Genomic DNA, 22,022 nt, shown 5'->3' with positions numbered 1-22,022 from the left:
AGTTGAAGACCATGCCATACGCGTACGACGGAACCAAATAGTTGCGATGTCAGACTCAGGCAACAGCGTCAGACTCAGCGGAGTCGGCAGTCGAGAAGCTGACGGCACGACCAGGGACAATGGTCGATATAGCGTGTTTGTAAACCATCTGGGTCACTGTATTGCGCAGCAAGACCACATACTGATCAAAAGATTCAATCTGTCCTTGCAGTTTGATTCCGTTAACCAGATAGATGGAAACTGGGACGTGCTCACGACGCAGTGCGTTCAGGAACGGATCTTGGAGAAGTTGGCCTTTATTGCTCACGATATGCTCCGTGTTCAAAATGTTGTTGTAAAACCGCACCTTACCACACCAACTGACTGCCAACGGGAGAACCGTGCTTAGCCCTTAGAAACAAATGGCAAGACACATCCAGAACAATCATGGGGACAACCGGCAATGTGTCCCAACATCACGCCCCTTCTCCCTCCTTGAACGGATTGTGAGAAGTCTTCATCTCGATTCGAAGCGGTGTACCCACCAAGTCGAACTCCTTGCGGAAACGGCCTTCAAGAAACCGTTTGTAGGCGGCTGTTACGTGCTCCAGCGAATTGCCATGGATGACGATCACTGGGGGATTCATTCCACCCTGGTGGGCATAACGCAGCTTTGGTCGAAACATCCCAGCGCGTTGCGGACTTTGGAACTGAACGGCTTCCAACAGCAATCGTGTGAGTACCGGAGTCGGCATCTTGCAATTGGCTGCCTTGTACGCTTGGGCAATAGACGCCCAAAGAGGACCAAGACCTTGCCTTTTTTTCGCTGAAATGAAATGCAGTGAAGCAAATTTCAGAAATGACAAGCGTGACTCAATGGAGCGCTCCAGCAACTGGCGCTGGTAATCGTCCACGGCGTCCCATTTGTTGACAGCAATCACGACAGCCCGACCACTCTCCAGTACATACCCCGCAATGTGCGCGTCTTGGTCTGTCACACCTTGGGTCGCATCCAGAAGCAACAACACCACATCCGATGACTCAATCGCCTGCAAAGTTTTGACTACTGAGAATTTTTCGATGGCTTCGAACACGCGACCTTTGCGACGTAAGCCAGCAGTGTCAATCAACTCGAACTTCTGGCCATTCCTTTCGAAAGGAACTGAAATGGCATCTCGCGTCGTGCCAGGCATATCGAAAGCGACAAGACGCTCCTCGCCGAGCCAAGTATTAATGAGTGTGGACTTGCCCACATTTGGTCGACCTGCGACCGCGAGCTTGATGACATCCGAGGATTCTTGTGCTCCATCTTCTTCATCTGGTTCAGGGATCTCCAGCAACGCAAAAGCCGCATCCACCAGCCCCCTGATGCCTTGACCATGCGCGGCCGAAACAGGTACGACGGCGCCAAGCCCTAGCTCATAAAACTCAGCAAGTTGAACGCCTTCCACCATGCCTTCAGCTTTGTTGGCAATGAGAATGCATGGCTTGCTCAAACGACGCAGGTATTTGGCAATGTCATGGTCTTGCGCCGACACTCCAGCACGGGCATCCACCACAAAAAAGACGACGTCAGACTCTGCAACTGCCTGCTGAGTTTGCTTTGCCATTTCGCGGTAAATACCAGCGGAGGCGTCGGGCTCAAATCCACCCGTATCCACAACAATGTATTCGTGTCTCCCTTGTCTTCCGTTACCGTAATGACGATCCCGCGTCAATCCAGCAAAATCAGCAACGATGGCGTCGCGAGATTTGGTCAAGCGATTGAAAAGCGTGGACTTTCCAACATTGGGACGCCCCACGAGGGCGATAACTGGCTTCATTAAACAGAACCTATCATTCGGGGCGGAAGCCGAAAACGCCGCCATTACGCGTAATGACAACCAGTGTGTCAGCAGCCACTACAGGAGCTGCAGCAATCCCCGACGAGTCTGTGCTGACTCGATTGAGAGGTGCTCCATCGGTACGCGACAAAAAGTGAACCCAACCTTCGCCATCGCCGACAACGACGGATCGTCCCAGCAGCAAAGGTGAAGTCAACTTGCGCAACTTGAGTCGATCCGAAGACCAGACACGGGCACCATCACTACGCCGCCAGGCAAGGACGTTGCCGTTGCTCTCAGTTCCATAAACAGTTTCGGCATCACCGTGCAAACCTTCAGAGCCATTGGCTGACTGAGTCCAAGAGACACTGGCCCGATCCCTGGTAATGTTCACACATCCAACCGCCGCCTGAAAAGCTCGCGCACAAACGGAGTCACCCACACGGCTGACTCGACCGACCAACTCGACCAAGCGCTCCACGTCATTGACGCCGCGTGGACTAGCAAGGGGCACCTCCCAACGGATAGAGCCTGTGTCAGGGTTGTGTCCAACCATACGCCCAGCAGCGCCAACGACTAACGTGTCGCCCACAGCCAAGATCACACCACTTTGCTTAAGTACCAGCGCATCTCCACCGGTTCTTGCCTGAGACCAAAGCTTTTTGCCGGTAGCCAAGTCAAAAGCGGATACAGAACGATCGGCAGCCAGCACGAAGACTCGGCCACCCGCAATCAAAGGTGCCGTAAACACCTGCGAGGGCAGCGTCTGACGCCACACCTCTTTCCCCTGATCCAGCAGGACAAGGGCATTCGCATGCGAAACCACGGCGGCATATCTGCCGTCGGTACCAACCCCCGCAGATAACGGCTCTCCGACATTGGTACGCCACAAATCGCCACCTGTACGTGCATCAAGCGCAGCCACGCTGCCATCCGCAGCTGCAATAGTGACAAGATGCTCCTGAACGCGCACATCCAACGGTTTGGCACCGCCCCCCCCCACCTTCGCGGACCAAGCTTGCCTAACTCCCAGCAAAGGAACGTTTTCCCCCAATTCAGGCAGCTTCACTTTGCTCCCGCCCCACAAGGAACAGCCGCTCAACAAGGCAGCGAACAACACAGGAAAAACGCAAGCGCGCACCCGGATAGGGCCAGCTGAGGTTACGGAAGCGGCAATTTTCATTTTTTAAGCTCCTGCGAGGTAGACGCAGTAGAAGAGCCACCCAAGGGATCAACGCCGAGTGCATTCAACTTGATCTCAACCAGGCGCCTGTACTCAATTGTTTCATCTAGCGTTTTAAATGCAATCTTGTATTCTGCGATGGCGTCGGCTCGGCGATCCAATAGAACCAGCAGGTCTCCCTTGCGATCGGCAACGACGCCCTCAAACTCCGCCGGGAAATTGCCTTGCAATTGCTGCAAGGCAGAGGCGTAGTCTTTTTGCTCGAGCAAGATGGCGGAAAGACGGAGCTTAGCAATGGCCTTGTATCCAGCATCCGAGGAGTGTTCTGCCACCCAAGTCAACGCTGACTTGGCAGCATCAAGATTCCCAAAATCCTGCATCGCCTTCGCTGAGGCAAAAGCCCCCATATCTGCCTGAGGCGTACCGGCGTACTTGCTCTTGAGATCCCCAAAGGCGAGTTCAACTCGCGCTTGATCTCGCGCCTGCACGGCCACCTCCACTGCATCCAGAAGAGCAGCGGCCTGCGAAGCCTGGCGATTTTGCCAATACTGGTATCCGTTCCACGCAGCGAGGCCACCCATGACAACCAGCAATACTGCCGTGATTGGGGTACCCCATGTGTTCCAAAAATGCTTGAGCTGGTCAAGCTGTTCTTGTTCTTCTAGATCTAAGTGATTTGCCATGAAGCTTTACATCAGTTCAGTTGGTTGCGCGCGATTGTAGGAGGGGAGCCCAAGAGGACACATCGTTCAAAGCCTGCTCTACCTGAGCCCCAGATCCGTCACGAAGGGTTTTGACGGAAACAACCCCACGGGCTATTTCATCCTCGCCAAACACAACTGCGTAGGCCGCCCCGCTACTGTCGGCACGCTTGAACTGGGATTTCATGCTACCCATGCCAGCACCTGACGCAGCAGAGGCGTGCATCTGCACGCTTGTGCCCGCAGCACGCATTGCCTCAATAGCCTTGATTGCTGCAGGCAATGAAGCCGCATTTGGAATGATTGCGTACACATCACAAGCAGGGGCAGCCAGAACCTTGCCTTGCTCTTTGAGCAACTCAAGCACCCGCTCCACACCCAATGCCCAACCCACAGCGGGTGCGGCCTTGGCTCCGACTTGCTCCATCAGATAGTCGTAACGCCCCCCCCCGCATATCGTCCCCTGCGATCCAAGCTGATCGGTAACGAACTCAAATACGGTCAGGTTGTAATAGTCCATGCCCCGAACGAGCCTTGGGTTCAACGTCCAAGCAATCTCATTGGCATCCAGTATGGCAGTTACCGTCTCAAAGTGAGTGAGCGACTCGGCACCGAGAAAATCGATCAGCCGTGGTGCAGTGTTCACTACATCTTGCATAGCGGGATTCTTGGTATCCAGAATGCGCAAGGGATTGCTGTGCAAACGACGGCGTGCTTCGTCATCCAATAGCGCGCTGTGCTGCTCCAGGTAAGAAATCAACGCCACCCGATGCGCCTGACGTTCATGCGGCTGCCCCAGACTATTCAACTCCAGCCGCACGTTCTGCAACCCGAGTTCATGCCAGAGCGCATTGGCCAGCAGAATCAACTCTGCGTCAATCTCAGCCCCAGGAAAGCCCAAGGCCTCTGCGCCAATCTGGTGGAACTGGCGATAACGTCCGCGCTGCGGCCTTTCATGGCGAAACATCGGTCCCATGTAGTACAGACGTTTGCCACCGTCATACAGCAGAGAGTTCTCAGAAACCGCCCTGACCACTCCGGCAGTGGCCTCCGGCCGCAGACTCAAATGCTCTCCGTTGAGTCGATCCTCAAAGGAGTACATCTCTTTTTCGACGATATCAGTGACTTCACCCAAACCACGCACAAAGAGTGCAGTGGGTTCGACAATGGGTGTTCGAATATTTCGATAGGCATAACGGTCCATCAAAGAACGAACCACACCTTCCAACCACTCCCAACGAGCGGAATCTGGCGGAAGAATATCGTTCATCCCTTTAACGGACGTCACTTTTCCACTCTTCGGTGCCGCTGCAACCTTTTCAGTACTCACGTCGATGCTTTTCTATGTTGATTGAATGAGGGTGGATTAAGGCTCACCGCGCATCGGCATCTGTCGGCGAGTTGCCTCCAAACCGACGCGCGACATACCTTTCAACAATGTCCCGGAACTCCGCAGCGATGTTCTCGCCACGCAAAGTAAGAGCCTTTTCTCCATCAATGAAAACAGGGGCTGCTGGCGCTTCACCGGTACCCGGCAAGCTGATACCAATATCGGCATGCTTGCTTTCTCCGGGCCCATTCACGATGCAGCCCATCACGGCAACGCGCAATCCTTCAACCCCTGGATACTGAACTCGCCACACTGGCATTTGCGCACGCAAAAAGTCATCGATTTGCTTGGCAAGTTCTTGGAACGTGGTGCTGGTTGTGCGTCCACAACCGGGACATGCAGTGACACTCGGCACAAAGACACGCAATCCAAGCGCCTGCAGTATTTCAGACGCGACCACGACTTCCTGGTTACGAGACTCTCCTGGCTGAGGGGTGAGTGAAACACGAATCGTGTCTCCGATCCCCTCTTGCAGCAGAATGGAAAGGGCTGCGGTCGAAGCCACTGTTCCCTTGGTACCCATGCCAGCTTCCGTCAGCCCAAGATGCAAGGCATAGTCGCACCTGCGAGCCAACTCCCGGTACACACCGATCAGGTCTTGAACTCCGCTGACTTTGCAGGAGAGGATGATCTGATTACCATCCATACCCATTTCCTCAGCTCTGAGCGCGGAGTCAATCGCGGAAGAAATCAAAGCCTCGTACATGACCTGCCGGGCATCCCAAGGCTGACTTCTGCGGCTGTTCACATCCATCAAGTGGGCAAGCAACTCCTGATCAAGACTCCCCCAGTTCACGCCAATGCGCACCGGCTTATTCCACCGCATGGCGGCCTCGATCATCTGACCAAACTGACGATCCCGCTTTTCACCTTTGCCCACGTTACCTGGATTGATCCGGTACTTGGACAGTGCTTCGGCACATGCCGGAAAATCTGTGAGAAGCTTGTGGCCGTTGTAGTGGAAGTCTCCTACCAGCGGGACGTTTTCCCCCATGCGGTCGAGCTGTTCACGAATATAGGGAACCGCCGCTGCTGCCTCTGGAGTATTCACGGTAATACGAACGAACTCTGACCCCGCCTGTGCGAGCTCCTTCACCTGAATGGCTGTCCCAATCACGTCTACCGTATCCGTGTTGGTCATGGACTGAACGCGCACCATCGATCCGCCACCCACCGTCACCACACGGTCCCCCCAAACGACGCGCGCTTGCCGGGATTTACGCAAAGATGGAGCAGACAACGGAATGGGGCCCTGAGCACTGAATAGGCTAGTCACTGTTTCACCTCAAATCGAGCCACATTCTCGCGAGACACCGAGTTCAACTCGAAGAGCTTTCCTCGCACATACACATCGGTCACATCGGCGCGACCGACCACTACGCTGAACGGCAAAACGCCAGACACTGGCGCCGAATCGCCTTGGACCATTTTCTTTTCAAACACAACACGCCCAGAAGCATCACGAACTTGAACCCAGGATTCACCTCGTGTACGCACCATCAAAGGCACATTGACAGACTCGGGCGCAACCGCTGGATCAGCGGGCTGGAGTGTGACTGGTGCTGCAGCCTGCGCAACAGAGGAACTTGGTTGCGAGGCGCTCATCTGAATACCCACAGACACCGATTCACTTACTGTCGTTGCAGATGGCGAAGTAGGCAACACAGACACAGTAGCTGCATCAGGAGGAACGGGTTCGGGGGCAGCGGGAACGGCAACGGCTGGAATCTGCTTCGTGCGCCATGCATCCCAAGGCTGATACCCAGCTGGCCAATAAAAAACTGCGGCGGCGCCAGCCAGAAGCAATAGAACACTGGCTGTCAACCAAGAAGAATGCCGTGAGCTTTTAGTGGTGACGAATGTCTTGCCCGCTGTCTTGACTGGAGTATTGATATCCGTTCGCTCAGGAATCAATCGGGGAGCTTGAGACTGTGGCAGCAACGATAAAACGGAGGCGGGATCCAATTTGAGGGTACGACACACACTGGACGCCAAAGCTCGCAAAAAAACAGTGTCTGAGAGCAGATCGAAATTGTTGGACTCTAGCGCCTCCAACTTGCTCACTGGCACCTTCAACGCGACGGCCAGGGCCTCGATGTGAATACCCGCCGATTGGCGAGCATTTTTGAGAATATCTCCAGCCGTGGTTTGCAGGGCGTCAACGCCGTCCGCACTCAACTTGGACTCAACCACAGAATCACTCATTGAAAGCTCCACGCTGATAAGCGCTCAATTCCGCAGAATCGGGAAACCGCTTGCGCAACTGGTCCGCCAACTGAAGCAACGCCACGTTATCGCCAAGTGCTTTCTCCACTTTGATCCCCAACCACAATGACTCAGAGTTCGCTAGCGCGCCGTTGTTGAGGCGGCGGATGTAAAACTGCGCCCGGGTGAACTCGTTACGGCGAAACAACAACGAGGCCAAGTGATAACTGACCACTGGATTACCGGCATCCAACTGGTAGGACTTCAACAGCGACTGCTCAGCCTCGTCATACTTTCCAGCAGCGGACTGGCAGAGCCCTCGCGCCATCAACGTCTTGCCACGAGCCATGTAAGCAGGGTTGGCCAAGGCCTTGTCAAACTGCTGCTCAGCATCGGGGTATCTCTTCATTTGGCATAGAAGCCAACCGTAGTTGTGCAGAAGGTTGGCATCACCTGACCGCATTGAGACAGCCCTGCGAAAGCTATCTTCTGCCTGGGCAAGGTCGTTAAGACGCATGTAAATCAGCCCACGCATGTTGTAGGCGTCTGCATAGGACGGGTCTGTAGCGAGCGACTGTTTGACTTCGTCCAGCGCAACCGTGGTCTGGCCATTTTCAAAATACTTCGCTGCCAGTTCAAGACGGATTCGAGCCCTACGCCGAACATCAGTTTCATCGGATGGCGTCACGATACCGGCGTCGGCACTGCTGGTTTGAACCCCACCGTCAGTGGCACAGCCCTGGATGAAGAGCCCGGCACCAGCTACGCCCAGCGATACCAGCGCCTTGCGGAAAAAGATATCACCTCGCCCCAACAGTCTCGCCATACAGCCCCCTATTTATATTTGCAACTCAAGTGATCGGCTTCAGCACAATGGTGCGTTGCTTAGCCATACGCTCTGCCGCACGCGTCCTGTCTTTGACGTCGCCGGCCAATTGCCCGCAAGCAGCGTCGATATCGTCCCCGCGTGTCTTGCGCACGGTGGTGACGATACCTGCATCGCTAAGCAATTTGGCAAATGCCAGCACTCGATGCTGGGGTGAGCGAAGAAGGCCGGACGCAGGAAACGGGTTGAATGGAATCAGGTTGAATTTGCACCGAACACCTGGGCCACGTGTTGGCTGCACCAGGTCAATGAGTTGCTGCGCGTGCTCGGGCTGGTCATTGACTCCGTCCAGCATGCAGTACTCAAAAGTAATGAAGTCGCGAGGAGCGTGCTCCAGATACCGGTTGCACGCATCCAGCAACTCGTGAATGGGGTATTTGCGGTTGAGCGGAACGAGGTTGTCACGCAGCGCATCACTCGGTGCATGAAGCGATACAGCCAGTGCCACAGGGCAATCTTGTGCAAGGCGATCCATCATCGGCACTACACCGGACGTAGAAACCGTAACCCGGCGACGGGAAAGGCCGTAACCATGATCATCCAGCATGATGCGAAGAGCAGGCACCAACGCTGCGTAGTTCTGCAAAGGCTCGCCCATGCCCATCATCACCACATTGGAGATCACTCGCTCAGACGTCTGCAACCGAGTACGCAGCGCGTGCTCTGCAAACCACAGCTGGGCAATGATTTCACCGGAAGTCAGATTACGACTGAATCCCTGGTGACCCGTCGAGCAAAAACGGCAGCCGACGGCACAGCCCGCCTGCGAAGAAACACACAAGGTGCCACGATCATCTTCTGGAATGAACACAGACTCCACCGCATTGCCGTCACCCACATCAAAAAGCCACTTGATGGTGCCGTCTGCAGAGACGTGTTCGCTGATAACTGGCAGCGCCTCAATACGGGCGCAGCCCTGGAGCTTTTCCCTCAGTGACTTCGCCAAATCACTCATGGCACCAAAATCCTTGGCGCCGCGCTGGTGAATCCAGCGGAAAAGCTGCGTTGCGCGGAAACGTTTTTCACCCAGCCGCTCGCAAAAGGCGATCAATGCGTCCAGGTCAAACTCTAGAAGATTAGTGGTCATTGCGGCAGCCTTGCGCGAGACCGCTCGCAGCTGTCCCCATGGTGTGAAAGCCCCACCGAAGTGGGATCAGGCATGGGGACCGCCATCTCAGCGGGAGTAGATGTTCAAGCCAGGGAAGAAGAATGCCACTTCGGCTTGTGCGGTTTCAGGGGCGTCAGAGCCGTGCACAGCGTTTGCATCGATGCTGTCAGCAAAGTCAGCGCGGATCGTGCCTGGTTCTGCCTTCTTGGGATCCGTTGCGCCCATCAGCTCACGGTTTTTCAGGATGGCGTTTTCACCTTCCAGCGCCTGGATCATCACAGGACCGGAGATCATGAAATCCACCAGATCCTTGAAGAAAGGACGTTCCTTGTGCACAGCATAGAACTGCTCGGCTTCCAAGCGGGACAGGTGAGCCATGCGAGCGGCTACCACCTTGAGGCCAGCGGCTTCAAAACGGGCGTAGATCTGACCGATCACGTTCTTAGCAACTGCGTCGGGCTTGATGATGGAGAGAGTACGTTCGATGGCCATGGTATTTTTCCTGAATGGATGTTACTGAAGTTCTTTTGTCCAGCGGACAAAACCCTCGATTCTAACCGTGCTGCGCAAATAGACTAGCGACTGCGGCCTCGGCGACCGCCGCCTGTTGATTTCTGCGCTTGTCGATAACGAGAAAGACTGTCGGAGCCGATGTATCCCACAGATGTTTTCATAGGATCGGGCTGCGCGCCAGCGCGGGATCGATCGCCTGCCGACCCAGCACTTTCACCACGGCGCCCACGGGCCGCCCCCTGCGAACCGGCGGGACCGCCTGGGGCGCGACGCCCCCGCCCCGCAGCAACTCCACCACTGCGCCCCAAAGGCGGAGGGCCAGACCTGCGAGCAGCAGCTGAGCCGCCTTGATGATCAGCTCCGTCCGCATGCTGCGAACCACCCGCTGCCTTCAACAGGGAACGGATGTCGGCATCGTCAAGCTCAAGCCAAGCCCCACGTTTGAGCCCACGCGGCAGCATCATGGCCCCGTATCGAATGCGAATCAGACGGCTCACTGCATGACCGACAGCCTCCATCATCCGACGCACTTCACGATTACGCCCCTCAGAGATCGTGACGCGATACCAGCAGTTGGAACCCTCTCCACCGCCATCTTCAATGGACCCAAACGCAGCCATGCCATCGTCCAGGCGAACGCCCTCCAAAAGGCGTTGCTTCTCTTCGTTGCTCAACGCACCCAACACCCGGACCGCGTACTCACGTTCCAGGCCAAAGCGCGGATGCATCAGCTTGTTTGCCAACTCGCCAGAGCTGGTGAACAAAAGCAGCCCTTCTGTGTTGAGGTCGAGCCGGCCTACCGACTGCCATTTGCCGTGTTGCAGACGCGGCAACTTGCGGAACACAGTGGGTCGGTTCTGAGGATCGTCATGCGTTACCACCTCGCCAACCGGCTTGTGATAGGCGATCACACGCGGTGGCGGCGGATCGATGCGATACCGGATGGGCTTTCCATTGACTTTGACCTGGTCGCCAAACTGGATACGTTGCCCTATGTGCGCCGGCTCGTTGTTGACGGAGATACGCCCTTCCAGGATGAGTTGCTCCATTTCAAGGCGAGAGCCAAGACCCGCTTGCGCCAGAACCTTGTGCAGCTTGGGCGTTTCGACCTGCGGCTGCAACACCCGTTTGGCAGGCAAGGACTCAGTATCAGTCCCCTCTTCACTGTCAAAGCGCCCGGATACAACGTCAGCGAACTGATAGCCCTGCGGAGCCTTGCCATGTCCAGAGCGAGGATGGCGAGGCTTGGGGGAGATTGGAGTTACAGATGCTTCAGCAGTACCAGAAACGGTCGGCTCCTGGGTTTCGGAAGCATGCTCTGCGACCGCCCCAGCACTTGAGCCTCCATGATCAGCCACAGACGAGTCAGCCTTGCTGTTTGAACGCTTGCGCGGGGTCCGTGCTTTCGGCACGGATACAGCCGCTTCATCAACGGTCGAGGTGGAATCTGGCTGGGAGCCTTCTGCAGTCACCTGGGGGGAATCATTCATGGGAGCTTCCTGTAACGCCGTTGTCGGCATCTACATCGTCATTGCGGGGTTGTTCCACCGCCATATCAAATAAATCGTTACCCATCGGCGCAACCTGCTCCGATGGATTCTCTGCTGCACCTTCCGGCGCAAGGGGTTCAGCAACATCGTCGCCCCCACGTGCAGAAGCCAAGGTGTCCAGCAAATGAGGATTGGACGCAGGATCATCCAGCACCGGCAACTGGTCCAGCGAGGCCAGACCCAGATCATCCAAAAACTGCCGCGTGGTCGCAAACAGTGCTGGACGGCCGACTGTTTCCCGATGGCCAATCACCTCCACCCAGCCACGATCCTCCAACTGCTTGATGATCAGGCTGTTGACGGTCACACCCCGTATGTCTTCGATGTCGCCACGCGTCACAGGCTGCCGATAAGCAATGATGGCCAGGGTTTCGAGAGTCGCCCGAGAGTACCGGGGAGGCTTCTCAGGATGGAGTCGATCCAGGTATTCACGCATTTCGGGACGGCTCTGAAAGCGCCAACCGGTAGCCACCTGCACCAATTCCACGCCCCGCTGCGACCAGTCTCGCTGCAAGTCCTGCAGCAGCATCTTCAGAGTATCCGACCCCAGCGCGTCATTGAAGAGCACCCTCAACTCACGCAGGGGCACCGGCTGAGGCGCACAAATCAAGGCTGTCTCAAGGACCCGCTTGGCATCCACCGTATTCATGGTTCAGCGATTCCGGGAAAGAAGCACGCCTATTACGGCGACTTACGGATGGCAGAGATTGGTTGGGAGCGCTGGAAGCGCGCGGTCGGTACGACGACACTCAGCCCGGCGGGATACCGTCTTCGGGCACTACATGGATCTCACGACCCAGTGGACGGATTGTAGCTCAGACCCCAATCTGCCATTGCCTCCCGCATATCTACGGGCAAAGGAGCATGCAAGACCAGTTGCTGTCCACTCACGGGGTGCTGAAACGCCAGCCGGTACGCGTGCAGCGCTTGTCGACCCATTTTTCCCACCAGCGACCCACCGTAAAGCGCATCAGCCACCAGAGGATGCCCTATGGAAGCCATGTGGACGCGAATCTGATGGGTGCGCCCCGTATGCAAGGTGCATTCGACCCAACACCCTGAGTCGGCCGACTCCAGCAAGCGAATATCGGTGCGCGCCGCCTTGCCTGCATGGACCGCCAAATCAACCACCGCCATGCGCAGTCGATTACGCGGATCGCGGCCAATGGGCGCAGCCACCGTTCGCTCGACGGGACCGGTCCACGGCTTGTGCGCCAAGGCCAGATATTTGCGACTGACTTCCCGCGCGGCAATCATGCTGACCAGGGCGTCCATGGTAGACCGATCTCGCGCTACCACCATCAGGCCGCTGGTGTCCTTGTCCAACCTGTGCACGATTCCAGCACGAGGCACCAGAGCTGCACGGGCATCGCGCCCCAACAGCGCGTTGAGCAGTGTTCCGCTCCAGTTACCGGGAGCAGGATGCACCACAAGACCCGCCGGCTTATTCACCACCAGCAAGTGTTCATCCTCATACACCACATCAATGAGAATCTGCTCGGGTCGGAACGCTTGACTCTGCAACGTGGGCCGCATTTCCAATGCCACCACGTCACCCGCCTTGACCTTGAACGCGGGCTTGGATATCGGCTTGCCATTGAGCGCCACCAGCCCCTGCCCCAGCAACTGCTGCAGGTAGCTACGCGAAAACTCTGGAACCAGTTCAGCCAAAGCACGATCGACTCGCTCGCCATGCAGCGCCGCGCCAATCGGCACAGACCGAATCTCGCTCTCGCCCTGAATGCCTTCCACCAACTCGGCATCCAGCAACTCATCCAGGCCGGGCATCAGCTCAGAGGAGTTGACCGGTTGGGAACCCTCCACGCGAGCCCCCAGCTCGGCGGCCACACCCTCCAAAACGTTCAAAGGGGCTTGCGCCCCTTTGACTGACTTGGCCTTGGCCACGCTCAGCGCGCAGCCAGGTAACGAGCCGGATCCACCGGCTTGCCCTGGCGACGTATTTCGAAATGCAGCTTGACACGGTCCGCGTCGGTATTGCCCATCTCAGCAATTTTTTGGCCACGCCGTACCGTTTGGTCTTCTTTGACCAGCAAAGCCTGGTTGTGGGCGTAGGCCGTCAAAAACGTGTTGTTGTGCTTGAGGATGATCAGGTTGCCATAACCACGCAAACCCGCGCCTGCGTACACCACACGTCCGTCTGCTGCGGCCAGCACAGGGTCACCGGCTTTGCCGGCGATGTCATAGCCTTTGTTTCGCACCTCATCAAACCCAGCCAATAGCGCGCCGGAAGCGGGCCAGATGAAAGCGACATCTTCGTCGCCCGCAGCGGCTGGCGAAGCAGCGGGCGCCGCGGCTGGTGCCGAAGCCGCCGATGCGGTGGAGGCGGGCGCAGAAACAGGCGCCTTAGGTGCACTTGCCGCGCTGGCAGCAGGGGCTGGCGCAATCGAAGAAGACGCCACCGGGCGCGTGACGACACCGGTATCCGCAGCAACAGCGGCTGCCGCAGCACTGGGCGGCGCAGGCGCGGTGGATGTGACACGAAGCACCTGCCCAACTTCGATCAGGTTGGGGTTCTCAAGATTGTTCCAGCGGGCGATGTCTTTCCAGCCCTGACCTGTTTCCAGGCCAATGCGAATCAGGGTGTCTCCGGGCTTGACGGTGTAATAGCCGGGCTTTCCAGCATTTTCAGCACCGGGCAGAGGCTTGATGGGTGTCGCGACGACAGTACCTGGCTGAACGCTGGGGCTGGACGCATGGTTAGAAGATGTTCCGCGATCTTCCACAGGAGCCTTGTTCAGCCGGGTGCCGCAGCCTGCCAGCAGAACTCCCGCCAGCGCTACGGTAAACCCAACCACAAGACCACGCGATACGAACATAAGCAATTCCCTTTAGGCAATCCCCGATTTTAGGGGGACAAAATGAACGGGTTCGAGCACGTTTTGTTTCAAACCGTGCGCACTTTTGTCGATTACAAGCAACATTTGCTGGCCACCGGCGACAGCCATAGGCGCAACCAGTCGTCCACCCACCGCCAACTGATCGCACCAAGCCTGGGGCACAGAATCCCCCCCGGCTGCAGCGATGATGGCGGAGTAAGGCGCCCCGCTGGGGTAGCCGAGCATTCCATCGCCAAACATCAGGTGCACATTGGCCAGCCGAAAAGGGCGCAGGTTGTCACGCGCTTTCTCGTGCAGGCTGCGAACGCGCTCCAGTGTGTAAACCTCGCGGGCCAGCAAACTCAACACAGCCGCCTGGTAGCCGCACCCCGTGCCTATTTCCAGCACCCTCCCCAGCCCTGCCGTGCGTGCGACTTCGGCGCCGAGCAACAGCTCACACATGCGGGCAACGATGCTGGGTTTGGAGATGGTTTGGCCCATACCGATGGGCAAACTGGTGTCTTCATAGGCTTGGTTGCCCAGGGCGCTGTCCACAAACCTGTGGCGCTCTACCTGGCCCATGGCCTGCAACACCTGGGGTGACGTCACACCCCCAGCTGCCAGCTTTTGGACCATTCGTGTCCGAACGGCCGCCGAATCCAGCCCCACGCCCACGGCCATGGCGGCAATGGGTCTGGCGCCCAAGGTTGCAGATCTTTGAGAGGGCGCTGCCGCCGGAGTCGTCGCAGACCCTGGCAGTTTGGCCGGAAAGCCAGGGCGCCGCTGCATCAGCGAACGCCCTCGACCGCGACAGAGGCCTGCATGCGCGCGGCAGTCTGCGCCCAGTAACCAAGGTTGTCGTGATCGGTCAGATCCACTTTCAGGGGGGTCATGGATACATGCCCCTGCGCCGTTGCGTGGAAATCTGTGCCCTCGGCATCGTCCTTGGCCGCTCCCGCCCCGCCGATCCAGTACATCTTCTCGCCGCGTGGGCTGTCTTGAACAATCACCCGCTCCGCTGCATGGCGGCGGCCCAGGCGGCACAGCTTCAGCGGCTTGAGCGCTTCCAGAGGCATATTGGGGATGTTGACGTTGAGCAACCACGGCGCTGCGTCTGAAGACTCAGCAGGGTTCACCAAACGGTTACCCATGAGCTGCTGCACGATTTCACGCGCCTTTGCAGCCGCAGACTCAATCTCTCCCCAGCCCTTGTCCACCTGCGAGAACGCAATCGCCGGGATACCAAACAGATACCCCTCCATGGCAGCGCCCACAGTGCCGGAGTAAATAGTGTCATCACCCATGTTGGCACCGTTGTTGATGCCCGACACGACCAAATCGGGCCGGTAGCCCAACAGCCCCGTCAGCGCAATGTGCACGCAGTCTGCCGGGGTGCCATTCACATAACGAAAGCCGTTGGCCGCCTGGTGCACGTACAGCGGCGAATGCAAGGTCAAGGCGTTCGACTTTGCGCTGTTGTTGTGCTCTGGAGCCACAACCTCAACGTCTGCCAGTGTTTTGAGCGCCTCGTACAACGCCACAATGCCGGGCGCCTGGAAGCCGTCGTCGTTGGAGAGGAGAATTTTCATGGGTTGCTGGTGCTGAATGAGGCGAATTGTAGGGTGGGCATCGCATCTGCGTTCCCGCCCAGCGCTGCGCAGCAGACGCAGATCAACCGATGCAGCCAGCCCACGACAGACCACACCACGCCCACGTCGCTCGTGGGACATCGACGCACAGCACCCCCACCTATCATTTGACTTCACACAAGATCAACGGAGACGCACCCCATGCACGCTTGGCTTTGCACCAACCCCACTGGCGTTGAAGCGCTGACCTGGACCGAACTGCCCACACCTACACCCCAGGCGGGCGAGGTTCTCATCGAAATCAAGGCGGCCAGCCTGAATTTCCCGGACCTGCTGATCGTGCAGAACAAGTACCAGATGAAGCCCCCCCTGCCCTTCGTGCCCGGGTCCGAATACGCAGGCACCGTGGTCGCAGTGGGTGAGGGGGTGAAGCACCTGCAGGTGGGCCAAAACGTGGCCTGCCTGTCTGGTACTGGCGGCTTTGGTACGCACACCATTGCCCCAGCCGCGCTGTGCATGCCGCTGCCCCCCGGGTTTCCGGCGGTAGATGCTGCCGCATTCATCATGATTTACGCGACCTCACACCATGCGCTGGTAGACCGAGCCCAACTCAAGGCCGGCGAAACCGTGCTGGTGCTGGGCGCTGCCGGGGGCGTGGGCACGGCCGCCATCCAAATCGCCAAGGCCCTGGGTGCCCGCGTGATTGCCGCGGCTTCCAGCGATGAAAAGTGCGCGCTGTGCACCTCCATCGGTGCGGATGCCACCATCAACTACAGCAAGGAAAACCTGCGCGAGGCCATCAAGACCCTGACGGATGGCAAGGGGCCTGATGTGATCTACGACCCCGTCGGGGGCGACTTTGCCGAACCGGCTTTCCGCTCCATCGCCTGGCGGGGGCGGTATCTGGTGGTGGGCTTTGCATCGGGCCCGATTCCAGCGCTGCCCTTCAACCTCGCGCTGCTCAAGGGCGCATCGATCGTGGGCGTGTTCTGGGGCGAATTCGCCAAGCGCGAGCCCAAGGCCAACGCAGCCATGATGGCCGAGCTGGCCCAGTGGTACGGGCAAGGCAAGATCAAGCCCGTGATTGACCGCACCATGCCCATGGCGCAGTTGCCCCAGGCCTACGCCCACATGGGCTCACGCGGGGTGATGGGCAAGCTGGTGATGGTGAACTGACGCTGGTAACGGGCCCAGCCGCCACAAAGGGGGGCGCTTACGGCTGGGCTGTGTCACACTCGGGCACCCCGTTGCCCTTGATACTGGTGTCCGCACATGGCAGACCGTCCCCCCTACGAAATCGCGCGTGAAACGCTCAAGCAACTGGCCACCCGCCGGTTGGCACCCACCCCGGACAACTACCTCGCCATTTACGACGAAATTGCGGGCAGCCGCAGTTCCCAGCCCTTTCCGGATGCGCAGCTAAGCAGCATCCAGCGCGTGCTGCCTGCGCAAACCCCGGGGCAAAAACGGCTTCTCACCCAATTTGAGAGAGCCATCGCCACCAAAGACTGGTCGGCACTGCAAAGCGTGCTGGTGGGCTACGCCAACCTGGGGCTCAGCCCTGTGGCGGCCACGCCTGTGGTGAGCGAACCTGCGGCGGTGCACATTCTTCCCGCTGAATTTGCCGAGGCACTCGCGCGACTGATTGACAACACGCTGCCAGCGCTGGGCGAAGACGACGCCCGAGTGCACGACATGGCGACGCAGCTCATCACCTTCTTGCGCGAGCCCGATCCGCCGCTGTCTACCGTGCAGCTCATGCTCAGCAACTTCACCTACCGGCTCTCGTTTGCCACGGAGGATCAGGCCGCCATCCGCGCCAGCCTGCTGCAGTTGCTGCACATGATTTTTGAAAACATCGCAGTGCTCAGTGTGGACGACCGCTGGCTGCGCGGGCAGGCCGAATCGCTCATGGCGGCCTCCACTCCACCGCTGACGCTGCGGCGCCTGGACGATGTACAACTGCGCCTGAAGGACGTGATCTTCAAACAGACCGAAGCCAAGGCGCGCGCCGCCGAAGCCCAGGAGCAGATGAAGGACATGCTGGCCACGTTCATCGAACGCCTGGCGCAGATGACGGCCTCCAGCACCACGTATCACGAGACCATGGAACGCTGCGCCGACCTGATCGGCAAGGCCTCCAGCATTCAAGAAATTGCCCCGGTGCTGGCCGAGGTGATGTCCGCCACCCGCGCCATGGCGCTGGATACCAAACTCACCCACACCGAGCTGCAGGACTTGCGAGACCGCACCGACGCCAAGCATGCCGAAGTGGCCCGGCTGCAACAGGAACTCGAACGCGCCAGCACCCAGGCGCGGCACGACCCGCTGACGGGCACCCTCAACCGCAAGGGACTGGACGAAGCCATGGAGCGCGAGATTGCCCGCTCGCGCCGCCTGGGCAGCCCGCTGTGCCTGGCGCTGCTCGACATCGACAACTTCAAGAGCATCAACGACCGACTGGGCCACACCGTGGGCGACGCTGCCCTGGTGCACCTGGCCCAGGTCACCCGCGAGGTGATGCGCCCGCAAGACCTGCTGGCCCGCTATGGCGGTGAAGAGTTTGTGCTGCTGCTGCCAGACACCAATGTAGAAAGCGGCGTGGCTGCCATGACCCGGCTGCAACGTGAGCTGACCACGCGCTTCTTCCTGCAGGGCAGCGAAAAAATCCTCATCACCTTCAGCGCCGGTGTGGCCCAGTTGCACGACAGCGAAACCAGCATGGATGCGCTCCAGCGTGCTGACAAGAGCATGTACCTGGCCAAGCGCTCGGGCAAAAACCGCGTGATGGCGGCCTGACGCAGCCCCGGCGCTCCCAGCCGTTCACAAGCCCGTTTGCCCATGCAGCGCCGCCAGTGGGTCCAGCGTGCCGCCCTGGCGGCTGCAGCCACGGCTCTGCCCCGGTGGGCATGGTTGCAGCCCACACCCCTGGCTGCCAACCCTTTTGCGCTGGGAGTTGCCAGCGGCGACCCTGCACCCGATGGCATGGTGCTGTGGACGCGGCTGCTGCCCTCACCCGGCGAGCCCCTGCCCGCCCAAACCGTGCACTGGGAGCTGGCACACGATGAAGGATTTGCGCGCATCGTGCAAAAGGGCCAGGCCACCGCAGCACCAGAACGCGGCCACAGCGTGCATGTGGAAGTGCGTGGGCTGGAGCCGGGCCGCTGGTACCACTACCGCTTCATGCTGGGGCAGGCCACCAGCGCCACCGGCCACACCTGCACGGCACCCGCCCTGCATGCACTGCCGGGGCGTCTGCGCGTGGCGTTTGCGTCGTGCCAGCGGTGGGAGCATGGCCACTACGCCGCCTGGCGCCATGTCTGCAACGACCAGCCTGATCTGGTGCTGTTTCTGGGCGACTACATCTACGAATACGCCACGCCCAAAAACACCGACGGCCTGGCACGTACCCACACCCTGCGTTACGCCACCACGCTGGCCGACTACCGCGACCGCTACGCCCTGCATAAGAGCGACCCCGCGCTACAGGCCGCCCACGCAGCCTGCCCCTGGGCGGTGACCTGGGACGACCACGAAGTGCAAAACGACTATGCAGGGGGCACGAATGCACAGGCCGATGCCGCGGCCTTCCTGACCCAACGCGCTGCAGCCTGGCAAGCGTTCTACGAAAACATGCCCCTGCGTGCCACGGCCGTGGCGGGCGCGCAGTTCGACCGGCTGCAGGTGTACCGCCGCCTGCCCTGGGGGCGGCTCGCCCAGTTGCACCTGCTGGATGACCGCCAACACCGCGCCCTGCAGGCATGCCGCAAACCCGGCGCCACCAACGCGGGGAGCGTGCGCCCCGCCGACTGCGCCGAATTGGCCGACCCCGCCCGCAGCCTGCTGGGCCCTGCGCAGGAACAGTGGCTGGGCGAGGGCCTGGCCGCAGATGCGAAGCACGACCACACCCGCTGGAGCGTGCTGGCCCAGCAAACCCTGTTCTCGCCCCGCCGCTACCCCAGCGGCCAGGTTGCCACCGACGGGTGGGATGGCTACCCTGCAGCGCGCGAACGCCTGCTGCAATCCGTTCAGCGCCACAGCCCGCGCAACACCGTGCTGCTGGGCGGGGACATTCACCAAAACTATGTGTGCAACGTGCACGCACCGGGTGCTGGCGGCGACCGGCATGTGCTGGCCACCGAGTTCTGCGGCACCTCCATCAGCTCACGCGCGGGCACTACACAAGACAAGGTGGACGCCATTGCCCGCCACAACCCGCATGTGCTGCTGGCCCGCTGCGAAGAGCGGGGCTACGGGCTGGCAGACATCACCCCAGAGCAATGGACGACCACCCTGCGCGCGGTGGACAACCCCCTAGACCCGCACAGCAGCGCCCACACCCTGGCCCGGTTTGTGGTGCAAGACCGCAAGCCCGGCCCCGTGCGCGCCTGAGGGCCCGCTCGCACCATCAGACTGCCGGGCGGGGTGCGGCCGTGCCTCACGGAAACCAAGGTTTTGAATAGAAATGGCCTCTAGCGCTTTACACCAAAGCGCTAGCAGCTATGAAAAACATAGCAATCAAGCAGCTTTGCGCCATTGGGCTATTCCGCAGACTCGACGCTCCGCCCGCTGTCGGACTCGGCCGCGGGCCGCGTGGGTGCGCCATGGCCGAGCGTCGATAGCTCCGGCAAAGCCGCCATGCGCTGCACGGCCTTGAACCCCTGCCCCACCGCCCGGCGCAGATCGCTGAGCCGGGCAAGGTGCTCGTACACCGCCACCACATCCACCGTGCCACCTGCGCCGGCCTGTAGCAAACCCGCCTTGGCCATCTGGTACGCATCCTCGAACGTGTCACGCGCCTCCAGGGCCAGCCAAGGGCCGCCAGCCTGCGCGGGAGCGTTGGCCGATTCGGGGTCGGCGGCTTCAAAAAAGGCCCGCGCCGCATCAAACACCGGCTGCACCAGGCTTTCAATGCCCGGGTGCGTTCCTGGTACAGGGCGCTGCAGGCCTATGTGGTGCATCACGCGCGCCAGCGTGTCGAAGTGCGTGGCAATGCGCAACAGCTCTGGCAACTGCGCGGACACATCGCGGTGCATCTGCTGGCGGCTGACCTCACTGACAAACGCGCCGATGGCGCGCTGCAAATGCTCCACCGTGCCCAGTTGCTGGGCCAGGCGAACATCGCCCTGCGCATGGGCGGGCGTGGCGTTACGCGCCAGCGCAAACGCGAGGCTGCCCATGCGCGCCAGCTCATGGCGCAGCGCCTGCAGCGCCAGCACAGGCACGGCCGCCACGTTGCGGTCCAGGTAGCGAGGCCGTGCCGCATCCTCGTCTGCTGAGTGGAAACGTGCCAGCAGAAAACGCACCAGCGGTGCCGACAGCGGCAGCATCAGCAACACGCCCAGCAAGTTGAACAGGCTGTGGAACAGCACCAGTTGCATCACGGCATCACCACTGCCCGTGAGCCAGACGCCCAACGCATGGATGAGGTCAAGCAACGGCGAGAACACCGCCAGCGCCACCACGGCCGTCAGCACGTTGAACAGCACATGCGCGGCCGCCAAGCGGCGGGCGTTGGAGGTGGCGCCAATCGCAGCCAGGATGGCCGTGAGCGTGGTGCCCACGTTGGCGCCAATCACGATGCCAGCCCCCGCCTCAACAGGCATCATGCCCCCACCCACGGCCGTGAGCGCCAGGGCCAGCGTGGCCGAGGAAGCCTGCAGCACGATGGTGAGCAGCACCCCCACCAAGACCGACAGGGTCACGCCTGCGGCATCGCCGCTGAGCGAGGGCAGAGCCTGTGGCCCCAGCCCCTCAAAGCCCTGCTTGAGCATGTCGATGCCCAGAAACAGCAGGCCAAACCCGGCCACCGCCATGCCCAGCGCACCGCGACGCGAGCCCTCGCCCGTGAGCTTGAGCGCCATGCCAATGCCGATGAACGGCAGGGCAAACGCTTCAATCTTCAGCTTGAAGCCCAGCCACGCCACCAGCCAGCCGGTGACCGTGGAGCCGAAGTTGGAGCCGAACACCACCCACAGCGCCGAGGTGAAACTCAGCAGCCCGGCGTTGACGAAACCAATGGCTGCCACGGTCATGGCCGTGGAAGATTGCACCAGTGCCGTCAGCAAAACACCCGTGAACAGCCCATGCAGCCAGGTTCGCGTCCAGGCCTCCAGCATGCGCTCCAGCGCCCGGCCAGCCGCCAGCTTGAGGCCATCGGTCAGCATGGTCATCCCGAGCAGGAACAACCCGAGGCCACCCAGCAGAGAAACGAACAGGGTGCCGTAAGACACAGGCGCTGTCATGCCTTCATGCAGC

General features: G+C 59.7%; 20 protein-coding genes. 3 read left to right on the top strand and 17 right to left on the bottom strand.

Translation table 11 applies throughout. The features are described 5' to 3' along the window. Window positions 1-55: 55 nt before the first annotated feature. The 16 genes from hfq to surE all read right to left on the bottom strand — a co-directional run bounded on the left by hfq (window position 56) and on the right by surE (window position 15,764). Window positions 56-307: an RNA chaperone Hfq gene (gene hfq / locus IHV84_RS06345; RefSeq protein WP_082759041.1), complete on the bottom strand. Its 252-nt coding sequence runs from the start codon at window positions 305-307 to the stop codon at window positions 56-58. A gap of 148 nt (window positions 308-455) precedes the next feature. Continuing rightward, complete coding sequence (gene der / locus IHV84_RS06340) at window positions 456-1,802, bottom strand: ribosome biogenesis GTPase Der (RefSeq protein ID WP_066784597.1); 1,347 nt, start codon at window positions 1,800-1,802, stop codon at window positions 456-458. A gap of 13 nt (window positions 1,803-1,815) precedes the next feature. After that, a complete protein-coding gene (gene bamB / locus IHV84_RS06335) occupies window positions 1,816-2,985 on the bottom strand; it encodes an outer membrane protein assembly factor BamB (protein ID WP_082759036.1) in 1,170 nt (389 codons plus the stop codon). Beyond that, the gene (locus tag IHV84_RS06330; protein ID WP_198846246.1) at window positions 2,982-3,668 is read right to left on the bottom strand and encodes a tetratricopeptide repeat protein; all 687 of its coding nucleotides are present in this window, start codon (window positions 3,666-3,668) and stop codon (window positions 2,982-2,984) included. Before IHV84_RS06330 ends, bamB begins: the two co-directional genes overlap by 4 nt. Window positions 3,669-3,684: 16 nt before the next feature. Further along, the gene (gene hisS, locus IHV84_RS06325; RefSeq protein ID WP_233099845.1) at window positions 3,685-4,956 is read right to left on the bottom strand and encodes a histidine--tRNA ligase; all 1,272 of its coding nucleotides are present in this window, start codon (window positions 4,954-4,956) and stop codon (window positions 3,685-3,687) included. Window positions 4,957-5,059: 103 nt separating this feature from the next. Beyond that, window positions 5,060-6,352 (bottom strand): flavodoxin-dependent (E)-4-hydroxy-3-methylbut-2-enyl-diphosphate synthase, encoded by a 1,293-nt coding sequence (gene ispG / locus IHV84_RS06320; RefSeq protein WP_142081585.1) that lies wholly within the window; start codon window positions 6,350-6,352, stop codon window positions 5,060-5,062. Beyond that, window positions 6,349-7,281, bottom strand: coding sequence for a helix-turn-helix domain-containing protein (locus IHV84_RS06315; RefSeq protein ID WP_142081586.1), 933 nt, complete (start codon window positions 7,279-7,281; stop codon window positions 6,349-6,351). The genes ispG and IHV84_RS06315 overlap by 4 nt, the downstream gene beginning before the upstream one ends. Next, complete coding sequence (pilW, locus tag IHV84_RS06310; RefSeq protein ID WP_198846244.1) at window positions 7,274-8,107, bottom strand: type IV pilus biogenesis/stability protein PilW; 834 nt, start codon at window positions 8,105-8,107, stop codon at window positions 7,274-7,276. Before pilW ends, IHV84_RS06315 begins: the two co-directional genes overlap by 8 nt. Before the next feature lie 25 nt (window positions 8,108-8,132). Further along, window positions 8,133-9,254, bottom strand: coding sequence for a 23S rRNA (adenine(2503)-C(2))-methyltransferase RlmN (gene rlmN, locus IHV84_RS06305; protein WP_142081590.1), 1,122 nt, complete (start codon window positions 9,252-9,254; stop codon window positions 8,133-8,135). A gap of 87 nt (window positions 9,255-9,341) precedes the next feature. Next, window positions 9,342-9,767, bottom strand: a complete 426-nt coding sequence (gene ndk, locus IHV84_RS06300; RefSeq protein WP_044399970.1) for a nucleoside-diphosphate kinase — start codon at window positions 9,765-9,767, stop codon at window positions 9,342-9,344. 83 nt (window positions 9,768-9,850) lie between these two features. After that, window positions 9,851-11,278, bottom strand: a complete 1,428-nt coding sequence (locus IHV84_RS06295) for a pseudouridine synthase (protein ID WP_198846243.1) — start codon at window positions 11,276-11,278, stop codon at window positions 9,851-9,853. Then, window positions 11,271-11,987 (bottom strand): SMC-Scp complex subunit ScpB, encoded by a 717-nt coding sequence (scpB, locus tag IHV84_RS06290; protein ID WP_198846242.1) that lies wholly within the window; start codon window positions 11,985-11,987, stop codon window positions 11,271-11,273. Before scpB ends, IHV84_RS06295 begins: the two co-directional genes overlap by 8 nt. Window positions 11,988-12,127: 140 nt before the next feature. Beyond that, a complete protein-coding gene (locus tag IHV84_RS06285; protein ID WP_198846260.1) occupies window positions 12,128-13,126 on the bottom strand; it encodes an RluA family pseudouridine synthase in 999 nt (332 codons plus the stop codon). A 119-nt stretch (window positions 13,127-13,245) separates the two neighbouring features. Beyond that, window positions 13,246-14,175 carry a peptidoglycan DD-metalloendopeptidase family protein gene (locus IHV84_RS06280; RefSeq protein WP_198846241.1) on the bottom strand — a complete coding sequence of 310 codons (930 nt, stop codon included), beginning with the start codon at window positions 14,173-14,175 and terminating at the stop codon, window positions 13,246-13,248. 12 nt (window positions 14,176-14,187) lie between these two features. Then, window positions 14,188-14,964: a protein-L-isoaspartate(D-aspartate) O-methyltransferase gene (locus tag IHV84_RS06275; protein ID WP_198846240.1), complete on the bottom strand. Its 777-nt coding sequence runs from the start codon at window positions 14,962-14,964 to the stop codon at window positions 14,188-14,190. Continuing rightward, window positions 14,964-15,764 (bottom strand): 5'/3'-nucleotidase SurE, encoded by an 801-nt coding sequence (surE, locus tag IHV84_RS06270; protein WP_044399952.1) that lies wholly within the window; start codon window positions 15,762-15,764, stop codon window positions 14,964-14,966. Before surE ends, IHV84_RS06275 begins: the two co-directional genes overlap by 1 nt. A 201-nt stretch (window positions 15,765-15,965) precedes the next feature. On the opposite strand from surE, the gene IHV84_RS06265 reads away from it, so the two are divergent. The 3 genes from IHV84_RS06265 (at window position 15,966) to IHV84_RS06255 (ending at window position 20,156) form a co-directional block, all read left to right on the top strand. Next, window positions 15,966-16,940: an NADPH:quinone oxidoreductase family protein gene (locus IHV84_RS06265; protein WP_066784632.1), complete on the top strand. Its 975-nt coding sequence runs from the start codon at window positions 15,966-15,968 to the stop codon at window positions 16,938-16,940. A 96-nt stretch (window positions 16,941-17,036) separates the two neighbouring features. Then, window positions 17,037-18,563 (top strand): diguanylate cyclase, encoded by a 1,527-nt coding sequence (locus IHV84_RS06260; protein WP_198846239.1) that lies wholly within the window; start codon window positions 17,037-17,039, stop codon window positions 18,561-18,563. Window positions 18,564-18,605: 42 nt separating this feature from the next. Further along, window positions 18,606-20,156 (top strand): alkaline phosphatase, encoded by a 1,551-nt coding sequence (locus IHV84_RS06255; RefSeq protein ID WP_198846238.1) that lies wholly within the window; start codon window positions 18,606-18,608, stop codon window positions 20,154-20,156. 149 nt (window positions 20,157-20,305) lie between these two features. Here the strand turns inward: IHV84_RS06255 and IHV84_RS06250 are convergent, their stop codons facing one another. After that, entirely contained in the window at window positions 20,306-22,009 is a 1,704-nt protein-coding gene (locus tag IHV84_RS06250) for a Na/Pi cotransporter family protein (RefSeq protein ID WP_198846237.1), read from the bottom strand. Window positions 22,010-22,022: the final 13 nt, after the last annotated feature.

The sequence above is a fragment of the Acidovorax sp. IB03 genome (assembly GCF_016406015.1).
Classification (GTDB): Bacteria; Pseudomonadota; Gammaproteobacteria; order Burkholderiales; family Burkholderiaceae_C; genus Acidovorax; species Acidovorax temperans.
The sequence above is the reverse complement of the archived record's forward strand: the minus strand, read 5'-3'. Positions and strand labels throughout refer to the sequence as shown.

Excerpts from the sequence above, each read along its gene's own strand:
- der (WP_066784597.1), bottom strand. The coding sequence starts at position 1,802 with ATGAAGCCAGTTATCGCCCTCGTGGGGCGTCCCAATGTTGGAAAGTCC.
- bamB (WP_082759036.1), bottom strand. The coding sequence starts at position 2,985 with ATGAAAATTGCCGCTTCCGTAACCTCAGCTGGCCCTATCCGGGTGCGC.
- IHV84_RS06330 (WP_198846246.1), bottom strand. The coding sequence starts at position 3,668 with ATGGCAAATCACTTAGATCTAGAAGAACAAGAACAGCTTGACCAGCTC.
- hisS (WP_233099845.1), bottom strand. The coding sequence starts at position 4,956 with ATGAACGATATTCTTCCGCCAGATTCCGCTCGTTGGGAGTGGTTGGAA.
- IHV84_RS06315 (WP_142081586.1), bottom strand. The coding sequence starts at position 7,281 with ATGAGTGATTCTGTGGTTGAGTCCAAGTTGAGTGCGGACGGCGTTGAC.
- pilW (WP_198846244.1), bottom strand. The coding sequence starts at position 8,107 with ATGGCGAGACTGTTGGGGCGAGGTGATATCTTTTTCCGCAAGGCGCTG.
- rlmN (WP_142081590.1), bottom strand. The coding sequence starts at position 9,254 with ATGACCACTAATCTTCTAGAGTTTGACCTGGACGCATTGATCGCCTTT.
- ndk (WP_044399970.1), bottom strand. The coding sequence starts at position 9,767 with ATGGCCATCGAACGTACTCTCTCCATCATCAAGCCCGACGCAGTTGCT.
- IHV84_RS06295 (WP_198846243.1), bottom strand. The coding sequence starts at position 11,278 with ATGAATGATTCCCCCCAGGTGACTGCAGAAGGCTCCCAGCCAGATTCC.
- scpB (WP_198846242.1), bottom strand. The coding sequence starts at position 11,987 with ATGAATACGGTGGATGCCAAGCGGGTCCTTGAGACAGCCTTGATTTGT.
- IHV84_RS06285 (WP_198846260.1), bottom strand. The coding sequence starts at position 13,126 with ATGCCCGGCCTGGATGAGTTGCTGGATGCCGAGTTGGTGGAAGGCATT.
- IHV84_RS06280 (WP_198846241.1), bottom strand. The coding sequence starts at position 14,175 with ATGTTCGTATCGCGTGGTCTTGTGGTTGGGTTTACCGTAGCGCTGGCG.
- IHV84_RS06275 (WP_198846240.1), bottom strand. The coding sequence starts at position 14,964 with ATGCAGCGGCGCCCTGGCTTTCCGGCCAAACTGCCAGGGTCTGCGACG.
- surE (WP_044399952.1), bottom strand. The coding sequence starts at position 15,764 with ATGAAAATTCTCCTCTCCAACGACGACGGCTTCCAGGCGCCCGGCATT.
- IHV84_RS06265 (WP_066784632.1), top strand. The coding sequence starts at position 15,966 with ATGCACGCTTGGCTTTGCACCAACCCCACTGGCGTTGAAGCGCTGACC.
- IHV84_RS06260 (WP_198846239.1), top strand. The coding sequence starts at position 17,037 with ATGGCAGACCGTCCCCCCTACGAAATCGCGCGTGAAACGCTCAAGCAA.
- IHV84_RS06255 (WP_198846238.1), top strand. The coding sequence starts at position 18,606 with ATGCAGCGCCGCCAGTGGGTCCAGCGTGCCGCCCTGGCGGCTGCAGCC.
- IHV84_RS06250 (WP_198846237.1), bottom strand. The coding sequence starts at position 22,009 with ATGACAGCGCCTGTGTCTTACGGCACCCTGTTCGTTTCTCTGCTGGGT.